This window comes from Paenibacillus sp. FSL R7-0272, from assembly GCF_037969905.1.
Taxonomy (GTDB): Bacteria; Bacillota; Bacilli; order Paenibacillales; family Paenibacillaceae; genus Paenibacillus; species Paenibacillus polysaccharolyticus.
The window spans coordinates 3,379,144-3,397,066 of the sequence record NZ_CP150221.1 but is presented as its reverse complement, the minus strand read 5'-3'; the positions used below and the strand labels follow the sequence as shown (position 1 = coordinate 3,397,066).

General features: G+C 42.8%; 16 protein-coding genes and 1 pseudogene. 2 read left to right on the top strand and 15 right to left on the bottom strand.

What is annotated here, in order from left to right; translation table 11 throughout:
* Positions 1-34: 34 nt before the first annotated feature.
* The 7 genes from MKY23_RS14995 to MKY23_RS14965 form a co-directional block, all read right to left on the bottom strand.
* Positions 35-913, bottom strand: a complete 879-nt coding sequence (locus MKY23_RS14995) for a carbohydrate ABC transporter permease (RefSeq protein ID WP_154985469.1) — start codon at positions 911-913, stop codon at positions 35-37.
* Between the two features lie 18 nt (positions 914-931).
* Entirely contained in the window at positions 932-1,789 is an 858-nt protein-coding gene (locus MKY23_RS14990) for an ABC transporter permease subunit (protein WP_253500130.1), read from the bottom strand.
* Between the two features lie 373 nt (positions 1,790-2,162).
* Entirely contained in the window at positions 2,163-3,125 is a 963-nt protein-coding gene (locus MKY23_RS14985) for a threonine/serine dehydratase (RefSeq protein WP_339830501.1), read from the bottom strand.
* A 12-nt stretch (positions 3,126-3,137) separates the two neighbouring features.
* Positions 3,138-4,166: an ornithine cyclodeaminase family protein gene (locus tag MKY23_RS14980; protein ID WP_339830499.1), complete on the bottom strand. Its 1,029-nt coding sequence runs from the start codon at positions 4,164-4,166 to the stop codon at positions 3,138-3,140.
* A gap of 180 nt (positions 4,167-4,346) precedes the next feature.
* Positions 4,347-5,030 carry a metal-dependent hydrolase gene (locus MKY23_RS14975; protein WP_339830498.1) on the bottom strand — a complete coding sequence of 228 codons (684 nt, stop codon included), beginning with the start codon at positions 5,028-5,030 and terminating at the stop codon, positions 4,347-4,349.
* 138 nt (positions 5,031-5,168) lie between these two features.
* Entirely contained in the window at positions 5,169-5,804 is a 636-nt protein-coding gene (locus MKY23_RS14970) for an FMN-dependent NADH-azoreductase (protein WP_339830497.1), read from the bottom strand.
* A gap of 48 nt (positions 5,805-5,852) precedes the next feature.
* Complete coding sequence (locus MKY23_RS14965; protein WP_339830495.1) at positions 5,853-6,236, bottom strand: tautomerase family protein; 384 nt, start codon at positions 6,234-6,236, stop codon at positions 5,853-5,855.
* A gap of 132 nt (positions 6,237-6,368) precedes the next feature.
* On the opposite strand from MKY23_RS14965, the gene MKY23_RS14960 reads away from it, so the two are divergent.
* Complete coding sequence (locus tag MKY23_RS14960) at positions 6,369-8,897, top strand: tetratricopeptide repeat protein (RefSeq protein ID WP_339830493.1); 2,529 nt, start codon at positions 6,369-6,371, stop codon at positions 8,895-8,897.
* 222 nt (positions 8,898-9,119) lie between these two features.
* Here MKY23_RS14960 and MKY23_RS14955 read toward each other — a convergent pair whose 3' ends face one another.
* The 5 genes from MKY23_RS14955 to MKY23_RS14935 all read right to left on the bottom strand — a co-directional run bounded on the left by MKY23_RS14955 (position 9,120) and on the right by MKY23_RS14935 (position 12,698).
* Positions 9,120-10,016 (bottom strand): alpha/beta hydrolase, encoded by an 897-nt coding sequence (locus tag MKY23_RS14955; RefSeq protein ID WP_339830491.1) that lies wholly within the window; start codon positions 10,014-10,016, stop codon positions 9,120-9,122.
* The gene (locus MKY23_RS14950; protein ID WP_339830489.1) at positions 10,016-10,636 is read right to left on the bottom strand and encodes a DUF2239 family protein; all 621 of its coding nucleotides are present in this window, start codon (positions 10,634-10,636) and stop codon (positions 10,016-10,018) included. The genes MKY23_RS14955 and MKY23_RS14950 overlap by 1 nt, the downstream gene beginning before the upstream one ends.
* Before the next feature lie 249 nt (positions 10,637-10,885).
* Positions 10,886-11,014: a DUF6254 family protein gene (locus MKY23_RS14945; protein WP_222128654.1), complete on the bottom strand. Its 129-nt coding sequence runs from the start codon at positions 11,012-11,014 to the stop codon at positions 10,886-10,888.
* A 70-nt stretch (positions 11,015-11,084) separates the two neighbouring features.
* Positions 11,085-11,603, bottom strand: coding sequence for a GNAT family N-acetyltransferase (locus MKY23_RS14940; RefSeq protein ID WP_339830486.1), 519 nt, complete (start codon positions 11,601-11,603; stop codon positions 11,085-11,087).
* Positions 11,604-11,783: 180 nt separating this feature from the next.
* On the bottom strand, positions 11,784-12,698 hold the full coding sequence (locus MKY23_RS14935) for a LysR family transcriptional regulator (RefSeq protein ID WP_339830484.1): 915 nt from the start codon (positions 12,696-12,698) through the stop codon (positions 11,784-11,786).
* Positions 12,699-12,785: 87 nt separating this feature from the next.
* Between MKY23_RS14935 and MKY23_RS14930 the strand changes: the two are divergent.
* Positions 12,786-13,682: pseudogene (locus tag MKY23_RS14930) on the top strand (alpha/beta hydrolase); the annotation flags it as partial.
* Between the two features lie 198 nt (positions 13,683-13,880).
* Here MKY23_RS14930 and MKY23_RS14925 read toward each other — a convergent pair.
* The 3 genes from MKY23_RS14925 to MKY23_RS14915 all read right to left on the bottom strand — a co-directional run bounded on the left by MKY23_RS14925 (position 13,881) and on the right by MKY23_RS14915 (position 17,909).
* On the bottom strand, positions 13,881-15,266 hold the full coding sequence (locus MKY23_RS14925; protein ID WP_339830482.1) for an erythromycin esterase family protein: 1,386 nt from the start codon (positions 15,264-15,266) through the stop codon (positions 13,881-13,883).
* 203 nt (positions 15,267-15,469) lie between these two features.
* Entirely contained in the window at positions 15,470-15,964 is a 495-nt protein-coding gene (locus tag MKY23_RS14920; protein WP_339830481.1) for an SMI1/KNR4 family protein, read from the bottom strand.
* A 331-nt stretch (positions 15,965-16,295) separates the two neighbouring features.
* Positions 16,296-17,909: an FGGY-family carbohydrate kinase gene (locus MKY23_RS14915; RefSeq protein WP_339830479.1), complete on the bottom strand. Its 1,614-nt coding sequence runs from the start codon at positions 17,907-17,909 to the stop codon at positions 16,296-16,298.
* Between the last annotated feature and the right edge of the window lie 14 nt (positions 17,910-17,923).

Here is a 17,923-nt window from a genome sequence, read left to right as displayed (position 1 = left end):
TATCATATAAAATTTAGTTAACCCTGAATTGGTCTTACTCTTTAACAGCACCAAGTACAATCCCTTTAACGAAAAAGCGTTGCAGTAAGGGGTACACCACCAAGATCGGTGCCATGCCAATGAAAATCTGTGCCGCCTTGATCGTCCGTTGTGAGATATTCTCGAGGTCTTCGGGACGCACGGAAACTTTGCTAAAGTCTTGCTGAACGATGATCGTCTGCAAGAACGTTGCGAGTGGATATTTTTCGTGATCCGTCAGGAAAATCAAACCATCGAACCAGGCGTTCCAGTGCCCTACCATGGAGAACAGGGATAGTGTAGCGATGGCTGGCATCGACACAGGTAAAAAGACGGAAATCAATGTCCGAAAATAACCTGCACCATCAATGAAAGCAGCCTCCTCCAGCTCCTTAGGCACATTGCGGAAGAAATTCAATAACAGAATCATATTCCAGACAGATACTGCTCCGGGCAGAATAAGCACCCACATCGTATTGAGCAAATTAAGCTTCTGAATAAGAATGTAAAATGGAATTAAGCCTCCACTGAACAGCATCGTAAATACAAAGTACCACGTATAGATATTACGACGTTTGAAGCTTCTATTTTCGCGAGATAACGGATACGCTGCCAGAATGACAACAATCATACTGAGAAGTGTACCCAGCACGGTTCGCTGTACAGCAACCCATAGGGAACGTATAAAGTTTTCATTAGCCAACGTTTTCTCATAAGCATCCAAAGTAAATTCAACCGGAAAGAGTCCGACCAGATTCGCATTGGCAGCTGCTTTACCGCTGAAGGAGACCGCGAGAATGTGGATCAACGGGATAATACAGAGTAACGATAATAAAATTAAGAACGTATAGTTAAACACGGTGAAAACTTTGTAAGGTTTTGTTTTATGATACATGCCGGTAAGGTCTCCTTTCTAGAAAATACGGTAATTTGCAAATTTATAAGCTGCACGGTATGCGAACACAATCAGAACGAATCCGACAACCGACTTGAACAGCCCGACTGCAGCCGAGAATCCAAACTTCCCGTCGATGAGACCTACCCGATAAACGAAGGTATCAATGATATCGCCCTTATCGTAAACGAGTGGGTTGTATAGATTGAAAATCTGGTCAAATCCTCCGTTCAAAATATTTCCGAGCGACAATGTGCCTACGACAATCATGATCGGAATCAGAGCAGGAATCGTAATGGACCAGGTTTGTTGCCACCGGCTCGCTCCATCCACTTCTGCTGCCTCATACAGTGCAGGATTAATGCCAGCCAGCGAGGCAAGAAAGATAATCGCGCCGAATCCGAATTCTTTCCAGATATCACTGGTGACGACAACGATTCTAAACCAGGTACCTTCTCCGAGGAAAAAGATTGGTTCCAGGCCAAACACGGCCCCAAGAAACTGATTGATCATGCCTTTTGTTGCGAGCATGTCCAGCAGTATTCCGCCTAGAATAACCCATGATAGAAAGTGCGGTAGATAAACGAACGTTTGTATACTCTTCTTGAAGGTTTCCTTCCGTACTTCGTTGAGGAGTAAGGCAAAGACCAATGGTGCAATCAGACCTCCAATCAGTTTCATTCCCGCAATAATTAAAGTGTTCCAGATCACCTGCACATTCTCCGGCATGCTGAACAGAAATTGGAAATGTTCCAGGCCGATCCAGGAAGATTTGGCAAACCCGAGCCAGGGCTTGTAATCCTGAAAAGCAATGACCAATCCGCCCATCGGTATGTACGCAAATATGAACGTCAAGATGACTGCTGGCAGTAGCATAAGATCCAGTACCAGTGTTCGTTTAAAGCCTTTTTTGCGTTTGGTGCGCCGGGGACTCGGACGAATCACATCGGCTTGTGTGGGTGTGGTGGCTTTTGCATTACTCATTCGTGTGCTCCCCTTCTTTCTCTATGTTTTGCAGAGATAGGCGTCAGCTCTGTTGTATCTCCGTATATTCAGTATAGATTCACCGCTCCGAAGTCAACATGATAAAACGATAACTTCGATAACAAATTATTAATATGACATGCTCGTTGAACGAAAATAACCCTCATGCCTATAGAGCGTTCTCTCCACAGGTAAGAGGGTTATTGATTTACAGGTATAATTCACCGAAAACAACTAAACATGTATTTAGTATGAAGTGTAAGTGTTAGTATTTGGATAAAATATTCAGGAGTACATCTCCATCAATGTTGCCACCGCTTAACACAAGTGCGACATTTCGACCACCGATTCGTTCCCTCTGTTCCATAATTGCTGCAACTACAGTAGCGCCTCCTGCTTCAATAATGTATTTTTCTTCTTTGGCCAGAAAACTTACGGCTCGGCCAATCGAATGCTCCGACACGGCAATAAAATCATCAACATAATCTTTAGCCATCTCGTAACTCAGTTTTCCAACCCCACCAAGAAGTGCGTCACAGAGGGATTCCTCGCTAGGATATTGTTCATATAAAGTATGATCTTCGTAAGATTTAATCATGGCTGGGCAGGCTTCGGTTTGCACTCCAACAATTCGAATGGACGGCTTGATCGATTTGGCAGCAACCGCAATCCCTGTAATCAGGCCCCCACCGCCTACTGGAACGACGATCGTATCAATATCCTGGTTTTGTTCTAAAATTTCAATGCCTATCGTGCCTTGTCCACCATAAATCTCCGGATCATCGTAGTAAGGATCAATATACGTTAAATGATGTTCATGAATGTACTTCATGCCGAGCGTATGAGCCTCGTCAAAATCTTTACCTAATTTCATCACTTCTGCTCCGAAATAGTTCATTTTATCAATTTTGCTTTGGGCTGTCGTTTCGGGAACAAACACCTTGACGGGACGAATTCCGAGAATGGAAGCCGCGTAGCTCACAGCACTACCGTGGTTACCTGAAGAAATGGCGGCAACACCTCTGTTCTTTTCTTCCTCGGATAGTGTCATCATTTTGTTTAAAGCCCCTCGGATTTTAAAGCTCTTTGCTCGTTGGAAGGACTCCAGTTTGAAAAAGTATCTTCTGTTCAGATCCCCTAGATAGAACGACTCTTCAAGTGGTGTTTTCTTCAGGTATTTATTGATACGATCATATGCTTGTAACACATGTTCATAGTTAAAAGTCATTTCTCTTTCTCCCTAGATGTCAATTTTAACGCCGAGATTTCGTTCCTCTGCAGTCTGCAATGCCATTTTCGCTGCATATATATCCAGAATCGCCATTCCTGTCGCATCAAATATAGTGATTTGTTCGTTTGAGGTTCTTCCCTTTATTTTTCCTAAAATTAAATCCCCGATCTCACCGCGTATATGGCTTTCTGTAATCTTGCCTTCTTTCAGCGGTATCTCAATCTCACCCACGTGTATACAGTGCTCCCGATCATCTACATATAAGATGGCTTGTGACACTAGGTTGGAGTCAATCTCCTGTTTTCCCGTCATATCTGCACCTATGCAAGAAAGGTGTGTGCCTTCTTTTACCCACTCCCTCTTAATGATCGGCGTTCTGGATGATGTGACGGTGATGATAATATCACTGCTTTTTACAGCTTCTTCTAACGATTCTGCTGCTTCAAACGTAACGCTCTCTATGTTCGTACCAAATTCAGATTGAAGTCGGTGTGGTAAGGTGTTTACAAAAGTTCTCAGCTTCTCTTGGTCCCTACCGGCCACACAAACCGTTTTCAAGTTCGGAAGCACGGATAAGGCACAAGCGATTTGGAAGATCGCCTGATTGCCAGAGCCTACGACAAGGAGAGTTTCAGAGTCCTTTCTTGCCAAGTATTTTGCTCCGATTGCCCCCGAAGCACCTGTACGTATGCCCGTAATATAGGATGCCTCGGTTATGCCTAAGGGTCTGCCTGTATCGGCATCAAATACGTTTATAAGGCCCGTCAACGTGGGGAGTTGCTTCGCTTCATTCTCGGCAAACCATGTAATTGTTTTATGTCCAAATACCTTATCACTCTTCAAATATCCTGATTTGATATCCATATCTGCCTTGCCTGGAACAAAATCGTAGAAGATTGTCGGCCAAGTCTCCGTGTTCTCTTCACTCCTAGCCTTGTAAACTGTTTCCACTAAATGTATCACCTGAGGTACATTCAATCCTTGTCTGACATCGTGATCACTTAAAAATCGCACCTGGTATGCCTCCTTCTTTATCAAAAAAAGCACTGAATCTCATCCCTCCTACATGACATAGGCCCTAGTGGGGATCGAGACTCAATGCTTTTCATCGTTCTTACCCGGGGATAAAAACAAGCATGATATAAAATTTGTAGCTTTATTTTAGCTGAACTTTGTTGAGAATACAACGATTATTCCGTTTTGATATACAAATGAGACTCAGAGTTCAATTCCTTCGCCGGCTTCTAGAACTTTCCCTACTCCACTAGGCAACAGCGCGACAAAGGAATGCGGGTTTTGCTGAATGAACGGAAAGGTATTGAAGTGAATCGGTACCACCTGTTTGGCTTGAAGCCATTCAGCCGCCACAGCCGCGTCTTCGGGTCCCATGGTGTGGTTGTCTCCAATGGGGAGAAAAGCGAGATCAATGGCATGGCGATCACCAATCACTTTCATATCATAAAACAGGCCAGTGTCTCCTGCATGGAACACCGTTTTTCCTTCGGAGGTAAGTAAAATTCCTGTTGGCATGCCGGTATACTTAATTTTTTTTGAAATATGGTTTACATAACTTGAACTATGGAAAGCTTGTGTCAATTTCACTCGCCCGAAGTCAAACGTATACGCACCCCCAATGCTCATGGCATGTGTACGAACGCCTTCCCATCCGAGCAGGTCGGCGAGTTCGGGTGAAGCAATAACCAGTGAATTGTTGCGTTTTGCAATTTCTACGGTATCTCCCACATGATCGCCGTGCCCGTGTGTCAGCAGAATAACGTCTGTTTCTATGGAGGATGGATCAAGATCGGTATGTGCGTTTCCGGTAATAAAAGGATCAATTAAAATGATAGTGCCTTGCGTTTCGATCTTTACTACAGAATGTCCGTGGTAAGTTACTTTCATGACTAAATCCTCCTTGAATCAAGATACCCATCCTGCAAATGACGGATGAACCGAAAAATGCGTGATGGGTACAATGAGATGCGATACAAGTTGACGTATTGTAATTCCTGTTTTTACATCATTATTTTATATCTAGCATTAAAATGTTTGTGCTATGCTACGCGCTTGTTCAATGCTTTCGGCTTTAATCTGTGGTGCACGTTCTCCTGCTGTGGATACACCCTCGATAAACAGATGCTGAACGTCTGTGATGCCTACAAAATGAAGTACTGTTTCCAGATGACGGTTGCCATTCTCACGATCCGCTACAGGACCTGATGAGTATACTCCGCCACTTGCCTGAATGTGGAACGCTTTTTTGTTTTGTAGCAGGCCAACTGGACCGTTTTCGGTATATTTGAATGTTTTGGCTTTGACACAAAAGGAATCGATATAAGCTTTCATTACGGGAGGATAAGAAAAGTTCCACATGGGTGTCACAAAAACATATTTGTCTGCAGCCACGAATTCTTCGAGAAGTTCATTCAATTGAGTTACTTTTTGTTGCTGTATTTCAGTCAATTGATTGAATGTGCCGCCTGTTTGCAGTTTGCCCCAAGCATCCAATACGTCTGCATCGATGTGTGGGATATTGCGTTGATACAGATCTACGTGCACGACCTCATCTTGAGGGTGACTTTCACGATAAGCTTGTAAGAATTGCTCGCCGGCCGAAAGGCTATACGATGTCTCGGGGTTGCCGGGATGAGCTGTTACATATAGTAAAGTTGACATAGTTATGACTTCCTCTCTTATATACGGTATGAATGCATTGTTACAGATCTAGACAATAAACGAAGCAATTCCATTGCCGTATGACCAGTTTTCTTTGGTAACTTCAATCAGATTAATGAATACATCTTCTTTTCGAATCCCCACCTTCTGATGTAACTCTTCAGCGAGCGCTTCATAAAACTCCTTTTTCATTTCGTCAGGACGACCCAGGTTCAAGGTGACTTGAATGATCAGGAAACCTTCACTTCTTTCGATGTCCAGACAAGTTGGATCAAAGCTGAAATTTTCTCGATCCAGTTCTTCAATAATCAGAAAACGATCATTTGCGGGCACATGCAGTTTATCCACGATAGTTTGTAATACAACTTCCTTGAGCTGCGATTTCTCTTCGCTCGAACGACCTTTCAATGCGACAATGCGAGTTAAAGGCATCTGTGTTACCTCCTTAGTTAATTGGTGTTGATATGGCTTATTTTATCTGCTACAATCCAGAACACGAATGTACATGAGTTCGTGTTTGTTCGTGTGCTCAGGTTGCTTAGACTATGAAATTCAGGTGATGTCATGGAAAACGATAAATACACAAACGATTGGCCCCATGAATGGATTAAAAAAATTCGTACAAGGCCTTCTCGGAAAGGCACTTTTAAAAAAATGCGGCAAGTGGACTTGGCCAAGCGAGCTGGCGTAGATCCAAGGACGGTACAGCAATGGGAGAATGGGGATCGTCTGCCCAGTATCGGAAGCCTGAAGCAGATCATTCAGGCTTTTTGGGAAGAAGGACTTTTTCTAGAGGATGCTGCTATAGAGGAAGCTACAATGTTATGGAATACCGTCAAGCGATTCTCGGAAGCGCGTTCGGCGTCAGGTCGTGAATTTGCAGATTTTGATCAAACATGGTTCAACACCCTCATGGCAAGTGAAGCTGTGCAACCTGAGGCTGTGAAAGAAGTGTCCACAACACCGTTCAAGGCAGCAGTACGATTACGCAATCGACCCTCCACCTTTGTCGGACAACAACATTCCAGAGAAGTGCTGACTGAGAAATTGCTCGATCATGCTCTGATTTCAATCATCGGACCTGGTGGGATTGGCAAAACGTCTTTTGCTACCGAAGTGGCTTCCACACTCACAGCTCGTTTTTCGCAAGGAATATATATGTTTGAATTTGGTACAATCCATGATGCACATGACGTATATCCTTTGCTTTTATCTACATTGGGACTGACCAACCAGGGGAAGATGTCGGATGAAGCTGTGATCATTGAAGCGATACGTCATTATGAGCTGCTGTTTATTTTTGATAACTGTGAACATATCATTGATACAATTGCTGAGGTAGCGGAAATCCTTTTGATGGAAACACCAGACCTACGAATAATAACCACCAGTCGAGAGCCTCTTAATATCACTCAAGAATTGGTTTATCGCCTTCCTCCACTCTCTTATCCAGCGGAGGAGGACTTATCGGATGTACATACTGAATCAGAATGGATGAGTTATGAAGCGATCCAGCTGTTTGTGGAACGAGCCAGCGTTCTGGTTCCGCACTTTGTGCCTACGCTTTCACATTTGAAGCAAATCGGTGCAATCTGCCGGAAAATTGAGGGCATACCTCTAGCCATTGAGCTTACGGTAGCACGAATGAATATGTTGAGCTTGGGACAGATTGAAGAACGTCTCACTCATCAACTTACCCTTTTGACTTCAGGTAAACGAACCGCCGGGCCTCGGCACCAAACACTGCGTTCAACCATTGATTGGAGTTATCATCTGCTGACGGGCAAGGAACGCCTTTTGCTCCAAAGGTTAAGTGTATTTGCGGGCGGTTTCATGCTTGAAGCAGCAGAAGCAATCTGCATATGTGAACCGGATCTGCCTGGCCAGAAAGACCCTATTACGTTTGAAGATGTGCTCGATCTTTTATCGGGTCTGGTTAACAAGTCTCTGGTATCTACCGAGGTTGATTCACACCATGGCTCCATTCGTTACTCTTTGCTGGAGGCAATCAAGGAATATGCCACAGATAAATGGAACGAACAATCTGATGATGAAAAACATAGTACTCTCTATATGCGACATATGGAATATTACAAAGGTTATTTGATGCAAGCTGAAGCCCGCTTCAGAACGATTGAACGAGAGCGCAGTATTGAATCTGTTAGAACGGAATACGCCAACTTAAGTGCTGCACTTCAATGGTGTTATGCTCATGTTCACGCACGTGCATCGGGTCTTCATCTGGCGGCCCATCTGTATGGGTTCTGGCTTCATGAGGGCAGATTGAAGGATGGATTGTTCTGGCTGGAACGATTTTTGCATGTAGAAGAATCAAACGATGGTTCTGCAACGGATTGTGCCAAAGCATGGCACGGGTTAGGCATCATTCAATTTGTTCAAGGGAACATCCAATCGGGAATGGACGCTGCAACACGCAGTGTGGAGCTAGCCCTTGAACAACAAGACAATTCCCTGTCTGCCTCTTCCCTTCGCTTGCTTGCTTTTATCTACATTCGGCAGAACGATCTTCAAAAAGCGGAGGCAATGGCACAACAGAGCGTAGAATTGGCAAGAAGTATCAATGACTCTTGGAATCTTGCTTCTTCACTGCATGCATACGGCAAAATTCGTTTGGAACAGCAACGTTATACAGAGGCTTCCAACTTGCTGGAAGAGAGCGTGCGTCTTTTCCAAATGGTAAAGGACCCATGGGAACTATCTGGCCCGTACGAATGTCTCGGGTATTCCGCGTTGAAACGCGGGGCAATGAATCAAGCGGTTGAATATTTCAAGAAATGTATCGCTGCAAGTCAGATCTACCGCGGTTCCTGGGTTCTTTCTCGCGGGGTTGAGGGTTTGGGAATAACATTATGTGTTCGGGGAGCATTAATGGAAGCCGCATTATTACTCGGTGCTGCCGAGAAAAGACGTCAGTCCTATGGCGGGGATAATCAACCGAGCTTTCCTGAAGAATATTTGGAATGTGTGGAAGGCATCCATCAAGGTTTACAGCAGCATGAATGGCAGATTTGGTGGAATAAAGGGGCAGGCATGAGCCAAGCGCGAATCCTTGCTTATGCGCTCGAATTGTAGAATGGTCGTTTCTGAACCGACTTAAGCCGTATTCTATCCTGGGCCAAAGTCTAAAAAGCATACTAGGCTTTGGTGATGCTGTTTGCCGTCTGAGTGTTTTCCCAAAGATCACAGTTGATACAGCATAAAATATAATTAAATTTCGAACAACAGGGTTTACTGCGACTTATCACAAATAAAGATAATACAGTTTAAGCCGCTATTAAAGCGGCTTTTTACTCGTCACGGGCGTGTACTGCGGGCTGTCCTTTCAATTCCATCAACAACGGTTTCAAACAGCTGCTGCGGCAAATCATGGCCCATACCTTCAAGTAACATCAATTCTGCACCGTTGATCGCTTCCGCCGTGTCTCTACCGCAAGCGGGAACAAACATCGGATCTTCCACACCGTGAATCACTAAGGCTGGGACCTTAACTTTTGCCAGTCGCGCCCGCCGATCACCTGAAACCGCAATTGCAGCAATCTGTCGCCCAACACTGCCCGGATCATAAGCTCGCTGTATTTCCTCTCGAATGAGTGAACGATACGCGTCTTCCTCAAAAGGGTAACCTGTACCGGCAATACGTTTGGCAAAAGCTACGCTGTGAGCCAAATATCCCTCTTCATCCTCCATCGGATTCGGTGCTGGCCCAGTCATCAACGCCATGACTTCCGGAGATGTCGGTGGAAGTTCCGGGTTACCTGTAGTTGACATTATTGAAGTAAGCGAGAGAACACGCTCGGGATATTGGCTGGCCATAAGCTGGGCAATCATACCGCCCATCGAACGACCAACAACATGTGCTTTTTTGATCCCCAAGGCATTTAACAATCCAATTGTATCGTCAGCCATATCATCAAGGGTATATGGAAGATCAGGAAGTTTTCCCGACATGAGTGTTTTAGCAAGTGCTTCGAAATCTAATGTTGCATGATTGCTAAAATGTGTAGATAACCCTGTATCTCGGTTATCAAAACGAATCACTCGAAATCCACGTGCTGCTAACATCTCACAGAATGCGATCGTCCAACGAATCATCTGTGTACCAAGTCCCGCAATTAACAGGATGGCTTCATTTTTTTCGCTACCATAACTGTCATAGGCAATATCAATGTCGTTTACTCTTAATATATTCATTATGATGTTCTACTCTCTTCCTGTGTGAATGCATTACTGGCTAAAGACTTAATATAGTCTCTGATATCAGGTGTCCAATCATCAATGGATTCGTAAAAACGATTTTCATTCGGGGCATACAGTGCTCTCAAAGCTTCTTCGTATTGAGGGAAATCCCCCGCCATTGCTGTCATGAAATGATAGGTTGCTTCCTGCGCCGCCCGAACTTTATTTCCGTTCTCCCCTGAACGGCGAGCCTCATCAATCAGTTTTCTTAGGGTTACCGAAGCGCCTCCGGGTTGAGCTTTAAGCCAGTCCCATTGTCTAGGCAGCAAAGTAACTTCACCGGAAACTACCCCTAGTTTGGGACGACCGGCTCTGCGAGCGGGTTGTTCATTTTCTTTCGTATCCTTTATACGTACAGACTTACTTGTTAGGCGGTCCAATACATCCTCTAAGCTTCCTCGAAAATCAATATCTAACGGTTTCCCAGTAGAATCGTCAAAAACAAGCAAATCAACAAGTGTATTCTCTTCCAAGTTTTCTTGTATGACTTTAACAACGCGTTGTAATGTACCTTTGGCGAAATGTTTTCTGCCTACAAAGGCAGTGCAGTTCACTTGGGTAGATGAATCCTGCATATTAACCCTCCTTTAATGATCTTCTTAATGTATTATACCCGGGTAAAAATATAAAGTCAATATTACCCGGGTATAATTCATGTATCAGTACCTGGAGTTCTTTTCGCATGAAAAAATCACCTCACAGTAACAAAAGTAACTATTTCACTGACTACCTTAGGAGAACATATTGCATATATAAAAAATGCTGTTAAAAATCAAATTTAAATGCAAAATGACTGCCGGCAAATATCGCCGACAGTCATGCTCTTAGTCCGTAGTATTCTTCTCTTCATATTCGCTTGATATTTCTTTGAGCGATCTGATTTTACCATGAGGGTGCTGTTCTTGCTTACGTGACTTCCAAGCAGCTTCCTGCCTTTTCTTCTGGCGAGCCATATAAGATCTCCTCCTCAGGAAATGAGAATGGTACTACTTCTGTAGGATGTCATGAACAAGTCACTTTCATTCATACCAAAATAGACTCGCAGGACACCGTAAATTTCATACCAGTCGTCTGCAATACATTTCCTTGAATTTCAATGAAACTATCTTCTACGAAGACGGAAACGTCAAGTGTTGATATCAATTTTGTCCAGAACTTAACAGCTTTCATATTCGATTTGAACATCCCCACCTCATACCGACCCGAATACAGTTTGAAGATTTGCATGACAGCATCTTTGGCTATATTCGAGCCTCTATATTTGGGTAATACAAATAGCTCCTGCACCGAATAGTCCACTTCATTTGCAACATAGGGAGGAGAAGTAACCAGAATAAATCCAACCATTTTTTCATTATATGTGATGAAGTAAGGATACAACCGTTCATCCTTATAATATGGCGAGATATCTTCCATATCGAATGTACCTTCTGTTCCAATATCCTCCTGTGAGTAAGCAGAAAGCTCATAGAGATAATAATTAAATAAATTTTCAAATGGTTCTTTGTTTGTAACTGTTATTTGTTGAATTGTCGCCTTCATTGTAACCTCCGCAATATATTGTTGTCTTTTCTGAGCCCTTAGTTGGCCGGACACCTATGCTATCCTGACGATTATGTTGTATCCATATCATTAGTATATTGTGTAGAATCAGTCGCTAAATAGGCAGAGTATAATTTAATTTGTTTCTTACATAAACAATAATAAAAGGCTCACACTGGATTAATCCAACGAAGAGCCTTTTGTGTTTTGCACGAGATTTGTCAGCTTGGTTGTCAATTCTCCCGTCATTTTAGAAATGGGTTCATCTGTTCGTGTGATTCTGCCTAGAACGGCTTTCTCTGCGCTGAATTGTTGCAAAGGAACCGTAACTAATTGTTCCAGATAGATCGAAGATAACGCATTTAATATAAAATCGGGAGCAATCGTGATGGCATTCCCATAAACAATCATTTGACATAATGCATCCATATTATTGGTGATCAAGGCGATACGGTTGGTATGATTGGCGGACATTAATGTGTGTGCGATTGTTTCGATCTGTTCGTCTTTATATAGGACAAATACTTCATTATGTAAGTCTTCAGGCGATATCGTTTTAAAAAAACGTAAAGGTGAACGGGTGTTCATGATCAATACTGCGTCACCTTCAACAATGGGGACCCAATCAAATAAAGTGTTCCTTTGGCTTTTTGGGTACGATAGCAAGCCCATATTGGCATGACCCTCTTGAACGTCCTTCATTACCTTCTGCGTATCCCCCTCGATCATCTGAACTCTAAGTGTCGGATAGGTTTTCATCAATTCCAGCATCGTCTGCACCACTTGAGGAACAAAACCCGGAATGCTGGAGATGGTAATACTCTCCAAGGATTCTTCTTTTAGAGTAAGCAATGCACCTTGCATCTGTTCTATATTTTTGAGAACGGCTGCCGCATGCTGGAGAATCAACTCCCCTTCTGCTGTTGGAAGGACGCCTTTTTTTGTCCGGTGAAAAATAACTGTGTTCAGCTCATCTTCCAATTGTTTGATCGACTGACTAATGGTTGGTACGGTAAGATGATGTACATTTGCAGCTTTCGTAAATGAACCCCATTGTGCAGCGGAAAGCAAATATTGCAACTGTGAAATATTCATGTTCATTCCTCTCATCATTAAATATATATTAATGATACTAAATTATATTTAAATATCTTTTATGTTTAAAATCAAGTATTCTCATTACAGGAGGAAGATATGATGCGGAGTATACAAAGTTTTCTTGTAGAAGTATTGCTGAGAATCACGAAAAAAAAGATGGACGTAAATGAATTTATGGAAAAACGCAGTCAGATCAACAGTGAATCCTATCAAGTCCCTGCTAAACTTAAACAGAAGTACAATATCACTAAAGACGGTAACCTGCCTTTGGATACGTATATACTAAAATCAAATTCTCGTTCCGACGAACGAATTGTGTTGTATTTGCCTGGCGGAGGATATGTTGAGCAACCACTAACTTGGCACTGGCATTTCTTACACAACTTAAGGGAGCAATTGAATTGCACGGTTTTCGTGCCAATCTACCCGAAAGCTCCGGACAATCAATATACGGCTGCAATAGAAAGTGTCCTTAAGGTGTACCAGCATATATTAAAAATAGCGAAACCTGAAAATATGGTCATCATGGGCGATTCTGCCGGAGGTGGTCTCTCTCTAGCCTTTGCACAATATTTATTAGAGCAAGAATTGCCACAGCCTAAAGACATTATTCTACTCTCTCCGTGGCTTGATATCACCCTAAATAACCCTCAAGTCCTTGCCATGATTGATAAAGAGCCGATGTTGAATTGGGACATGTTGGTTGAAGCTGGAAAGAGGTACGCTGGTGAAACCCCGCGAACACATTATTTAGTTAGTCCTATTCATGGAGAGATTAAAAATCTGGGCAAGATTTCTCTGTTTATTGGTACACATGAATTTTTCCTTCCGGATGCTCGAAAATTCAGAGAAAAAGCTGCCCGTCAGTCGGTTGACATAAACTATTTTGAGTATCCAAAAATGAATCATGTCTTCCCCGTATTTCCTATACCTGAAGCGAAAAAGGCGCTTAAACAGATTGTAGACATTATTCAAAGATAAGCAGAAGTATCAATAACTTTCCGGAAAAAGATATTTTGAAAAATGACATTGTAAAAAAGTCTAATCTAAACCAAAATTAAAAAAGCCGCTCAATAGCGGCTTTTTTAAACGTCCTGAGCACTTTCCTCCACTTGCTCGGCTCGTTTAGTTCGTTAGGTATCCTTAGATTTTTTGCAAAATTTAGATTTTGTGCTAATTCTACTTTGTTGAAGGATGAATGTCGCGGATCAACAAGATTCCGTCATATTGATCGCGAGGAATCATCTTTTCATCCAATACGCCCCACGCCTTGGCTATACGAGGTGTAAACATCCATTCCGTCGCTGGGCTTAATGCTTGGTCTCTCAGATCTATAAATCCTGCAACACCCATCTCTGTTCCTAGAATATCTTCCAGGCTACCCTTGTCATGAGATTGAACCTGTTCCTCTTCGCCATTATTTTTGGATGAGCTTCCTTGGTAAGCAAATAAACCGATTACATAATTAGCTTGTTTCAGTGAATAAGGCAGAAGCTCCCCCATGGTGGGATATGGATTCTCGTCAAAATCATAACCGTTATGCTCTGTGATCATCGTAGAATTGTGTTTACGAATGTGATAGTTATGTCCCCATACGATCATTTTTTCATTGGGATATACCGTTTTGGCAAGCCAAGTCAGGTTATCGGCCATAACGCGATCACGTTCATAACTCGCCATTTGTAACTGCTTCTCAGGGTCAATTCCAGCAAACATGTTTATGATGTGTGGATGATAGTTATCCAGCATATCCAAACGGTTTTGCAATACACGTTCAATCAAGGGTACCAAGTCGGATTGTTTTGGCTGTGCTTGATGTAATTCATCTTGATTTTCGCTTACGAATTGCTGAAGAGCTAGATATTTTTCTTTAATCTTCTTTTTCTGCTTGTTGAATTCATCCATGTCGGTAATCGTGTTCATTTTCAGATACCATTGTTCCGTTTGAGCAAAACCGCTCGCTTTACTTGGATCGACTTGGGCGAACCAATCTTTGATGAAAGTAATGAAAGATTCCTTTGGGCCTTGAGCGTCAAATCCGGTTAAAATCAATGGATGATCGGTCTTGCTCTGCGCTGCAATGTATTCAAACAAAGGCAAGTTTTCTTTAACCTGCCACACACCAAAAATAGAATTTTTCATCAATTGTTCCGGCGTCGTCTGCTGAACCTGTGAATACGCAGTAGCTGTATCCGAAAGATTAGACTCGAATGCGATGACGTTAAATCCTAATTCCTCATGCAAGAATTGAACTAACCGCACTTTCATCGAATTGTACTCAGAGGCACCATGCGAAGCTTCGCCCAAGCTAACGATTTGTTTATCTGCTAGAACAGACTTCAGAAACTTCAAATCATTGTATTCATCCTCTTTTTCCAGTTTGACCGATGTGATCGTTTTGGCATTTGTACGAACGTGTTCTTTCCAGATTAGATCAGAAGATATAAGGCTCTCTTGTCCCTCTTTAGAAGAACCTGCCATATACGCCGATGCACTCACAGACACCATACTTAAGCTGCAGATTACTGCTGTGGATAATAAAACCTTTTTGTACCATGGATTCATTAGGCTGACACTCCTTCTGCTGTGATGAAGTTCAGCTTAACATTCTCTGTTTAAAACCAGTCCACGTCATGTTTAAGGTTTGTTTAAAAATGGTAATGATACAAATTGGAAACTCAAAAAGCAGCTTCTCTTAAAGAAAACTGCTCTTCCATGTTTACACAAGTGGTATAACTTGTGGACGTATTTCTACGGGTTACTGCTTATTAAAGTTTAATTGAATCGGACATTATTTGTCGTAAAAAATGATGCAAATTGTCTGCGACTTTGTTAACCTCTTCAAACTCAGGTTCTTCTCCCCGTACTATAGAACCAATCTCATTGTTTAAATCTATGGCATAAAAAGAATATCCATCACGAACAGACATCATAATCGGCAGATACTTATCCCACCATTCCGTAATTTCTGATCGCCACGCCTCATCGTCCACTGCTGCATCCAGGCTGATTAATTCAAATTCATTCCAGTGAAAGTCCGAATCAGAGCTATCGTTGTAGTCAGCCTCACACAGGAACCACGTCTGCTCGTTAGGTGTCATACATTCGTTGACCACACGCAAAAACGCTGTATACTCCGCGGGAATATCCGTGTATCTAGTGAGTAAACGAGGATCTAGATGGAGGTCACGTTCGGATTTAAGAGTTACAATCCATCCGTTTGACTCAGCCCAAGTCACAAATTCGAGAATCGTTTTATTCATAACGTACATCGCCCCTATCTTACAATATTTTCCTCCAGAACGTTTGAGCATAGTCTAATCCATCTGAAAAATAAGAGCTACAGTTAACCTTCATCCTTAAAATGGAAATGTTCGTGATGGATTGAATCCATTCCTGCCAGCTTCCCCGTTTTTTTGTGGTAAAACGCAAAGTTATGATTCAGCGGCATTCGCAGCAATTGATAATTGTGATCTCGGGGTAAAGTGTCGATTTCTTTCACGTCCTCTTCCCTCGTGCTGTACATGCCAATAGGAAAAAAATTAGGAAAGTGTGCAGAGGCATCTACTGCGAATATTCCCCAAACGAATTCAGTCAATGGATTTCATCTCTTTTCTGTAAATGATCGCCTGCTGCTTGCTCAATGGCTATTCCTTTCGTGTACCTTTCCATAAAGCGGTTGAACCCGTTCACATCAGAAATGTCCGGATCAATCTTCAGGGCTTCGATGTCTTTGAATACTTTCAGATGGAGGTAATCTGTCAAACTTTCGTTTTTCTCCTTACAAACCATGTAGGAAGCTAATACGGCTATACCCCATGCGCCGCCCTCACCAGCAGTCGGCATGACAGATACGGGAACGTTAAGTGCAGCCGCACACATTTTCTGGCCGACTAAGGGCGTCTTGAATAATCCGCCATGTGACAAGATATGGTCAACCTTTATTTTCTCTTTCTGCGTTAAAATGTCCATTCCGATCCTTAATGCGCCAAACGCACTGAACAGATGTGTCCTCATAAAATTAGCGAGTGTAAAGCGGCTCTCTGGAGAACGAACAAATAACGGACGCCCCTGAGTCATACCGGTAATTTTCTCTCCCGAATAGTAACCATAACTTAGCAAACCGCCGCCATCCGGGTCTGCTTCGAGGGCTTTATTAAACAGAACATGGAACAAGTGACTGGCGTCAGCTTTATATCCTAATGCTTCATAAAACTCATGAAAAATTCTGATCCATGCATTGATATCACTAGTGCAATTGTTGGCAAGAACCATACCAACAGGACTTCCATCCGGTGTAGTCACAATGTCAATCTCGGGATACACCCCCATATCTTTATCCAGAACAATCATAGCAAAAATAGATGTTCCTGCGGATAGACTGCCGCTACTTGTATGGATACTATTCGTAGCTACCATGCCTGTTCCTGCATCCCCTTCCGGAGGGCAGAACGGAATGCCTGCTTGTAAATCGCCAGACGGGTCGATGAGACGTGCACCGGCTTCATGAAGATAGCCTGCATGTTCACCAGCCGAATAAACAGAAGGTAAAAGATCTTCAAGTTTCCATGGGTAATCTTTATGGCTAATGAATTCGTTGAACTGCTCAATCATCTCTTCATTGTATCCTCTGGTCATCCTATTGACCGGGAACATGCCCGAAGCATCGCCCACACCGAGCGCTTTATTACCTGTTAGAAGAAAGTGCATGTAACCCGACAACGTTGTCATATAGTTAATGTCCCTTACATGTTCTTCATCGTTTAAGATGGCTTGGTAAAGATGCGCAATACTCCATCGCTCCGGAATTTTATATTGGAACTCCCTGGTTAAGAATGTTGCTGCATGACTCGTTGCGATATTACGCCAAGTCCGAAATGGAACTAACAATTCTCCCATGCTGTCCAAAACAAGATAACCCTGCATCATGCCGGATAGACCGATGGAGCCTATGCTGTTCAGCATCACTCCATAATTGTTCATAACCTGCTGCTTCAGTTGAGCATAAACTTCTTGCAACCCTTGAACCATCTTATGGGGATGATAGGTCCAGTAATGATTATTCCACTGATTTTCCCATTCATAGCTACTGGAAGCAATGATTTCATGCGTGTTATTGATCAGAACAGCTTTGATCCGTGTTGATCCAAATTCAATACCAAGCGAGGTATTTCCGCTGAGGATCGCTCGTTTAAGATGTTGATCCATTATAAGCTTTACAC

Coding starts and splice junctions, on each gene's coding strand:
- MKY23_RS14990 (WP_253500130.1), bottom strand. CDS start 1,789: ATGCTACTGCCAGCAGTCATCTTGACGTTCATATTTGCGTACATACCG.
- MKY23_RS14955 (WP_339830491.1), bottom strand. CDS start 10,016: ATGAATATATTAAGAGTAAACGACATTGATATTGCCTATGACAGTTAT.
- MKY23_RS14950 (WP_339830489.1), bottom strand. CDS start 10,636: ATGCAGGATTCATCTACCCAAGTGAACTGCACTGCCTTTGTAGGCAGA.
- MKY23_RS14940 (WP_339830486.1), bottom strand. CDS start 11,603: ATGAAGGCGACAATTCAACAAATAACAGTTACAAACAAAGAACCATTT.
- MKY23_RS14925 (WP_339830482.1), bottom strand. CDS start 15,266: ATGAATCCATGGTACAAAAAGGTTTTATTATCCACAGCAGTAATCTGC.
- MKY23_RS14935 (WP_339830484.1), bottom strand. CDS start 12,698: ATGAATATTTCACAGTTGCAATATTTGCTTTCCGCTGCACAATGGGGT.
- MKY23_RS14960 (WP_339830493.1), top strand. CDS start 6,369: ATGGAAAACGATAAATACACAAACGATTGGCCCCATGAATGGATTAAA.
- MKY23_RS14995 (WP_154985469.1), bottom strand. CDS start 913: ATGTATCATAAAACAAAACCTTACAAAGTTTTCACCGTGTTTAACTAT.
- MKY23_RS14975 (WP_339830498.1), bottom strand. CDS start 5,030: ATGAAAGTAACTTACCACGGACATTCTGTAGTAAAGATCGAAACGCAA.
- MKY23_RS14965 (WP_339830495.1), bottom strand. CDS start 6,236: ATGCCTTTAACTCGCATTGTCGCATTGAAAGGTCGTTCGAGCGAAGAG.
- MKY23_RS14915 (WP_339830479.1), bottom strand. CDS start 17,909: ATGGATCAACATCTTAAACGAGCGATCCTCAGCGGAAATACCTCGCTT.
- MKY23_RS14920 (WP_339830481.1), bottom strand. CDS start 15,964: ATGAATAAAACGATTCTCGAATTTGTGACTTGGGCTGAGTCAAACGGA.
- MKY23_RS14970 (WP_339830497.1), bottom strand. CDS start 5,804: ATGTCAACTTTACTATATGTAACAGCTCATCCCGGCAACCCCGAGACA.
- MKY23_RS14985 (WP_339830501.1), bottom strand. CDS start 3,125: ATGACTTTTAACTATGAACATGTGTTACAAGCATATGATCGTATCAAT.
- MKY23_RS14945 (WP_222128654.1), bottom strand. CDS start 11,014: ATGGCTCGCCAGAAGAAAAGGCAGGAAGCTGCTTGGAAGTCACGTAAG.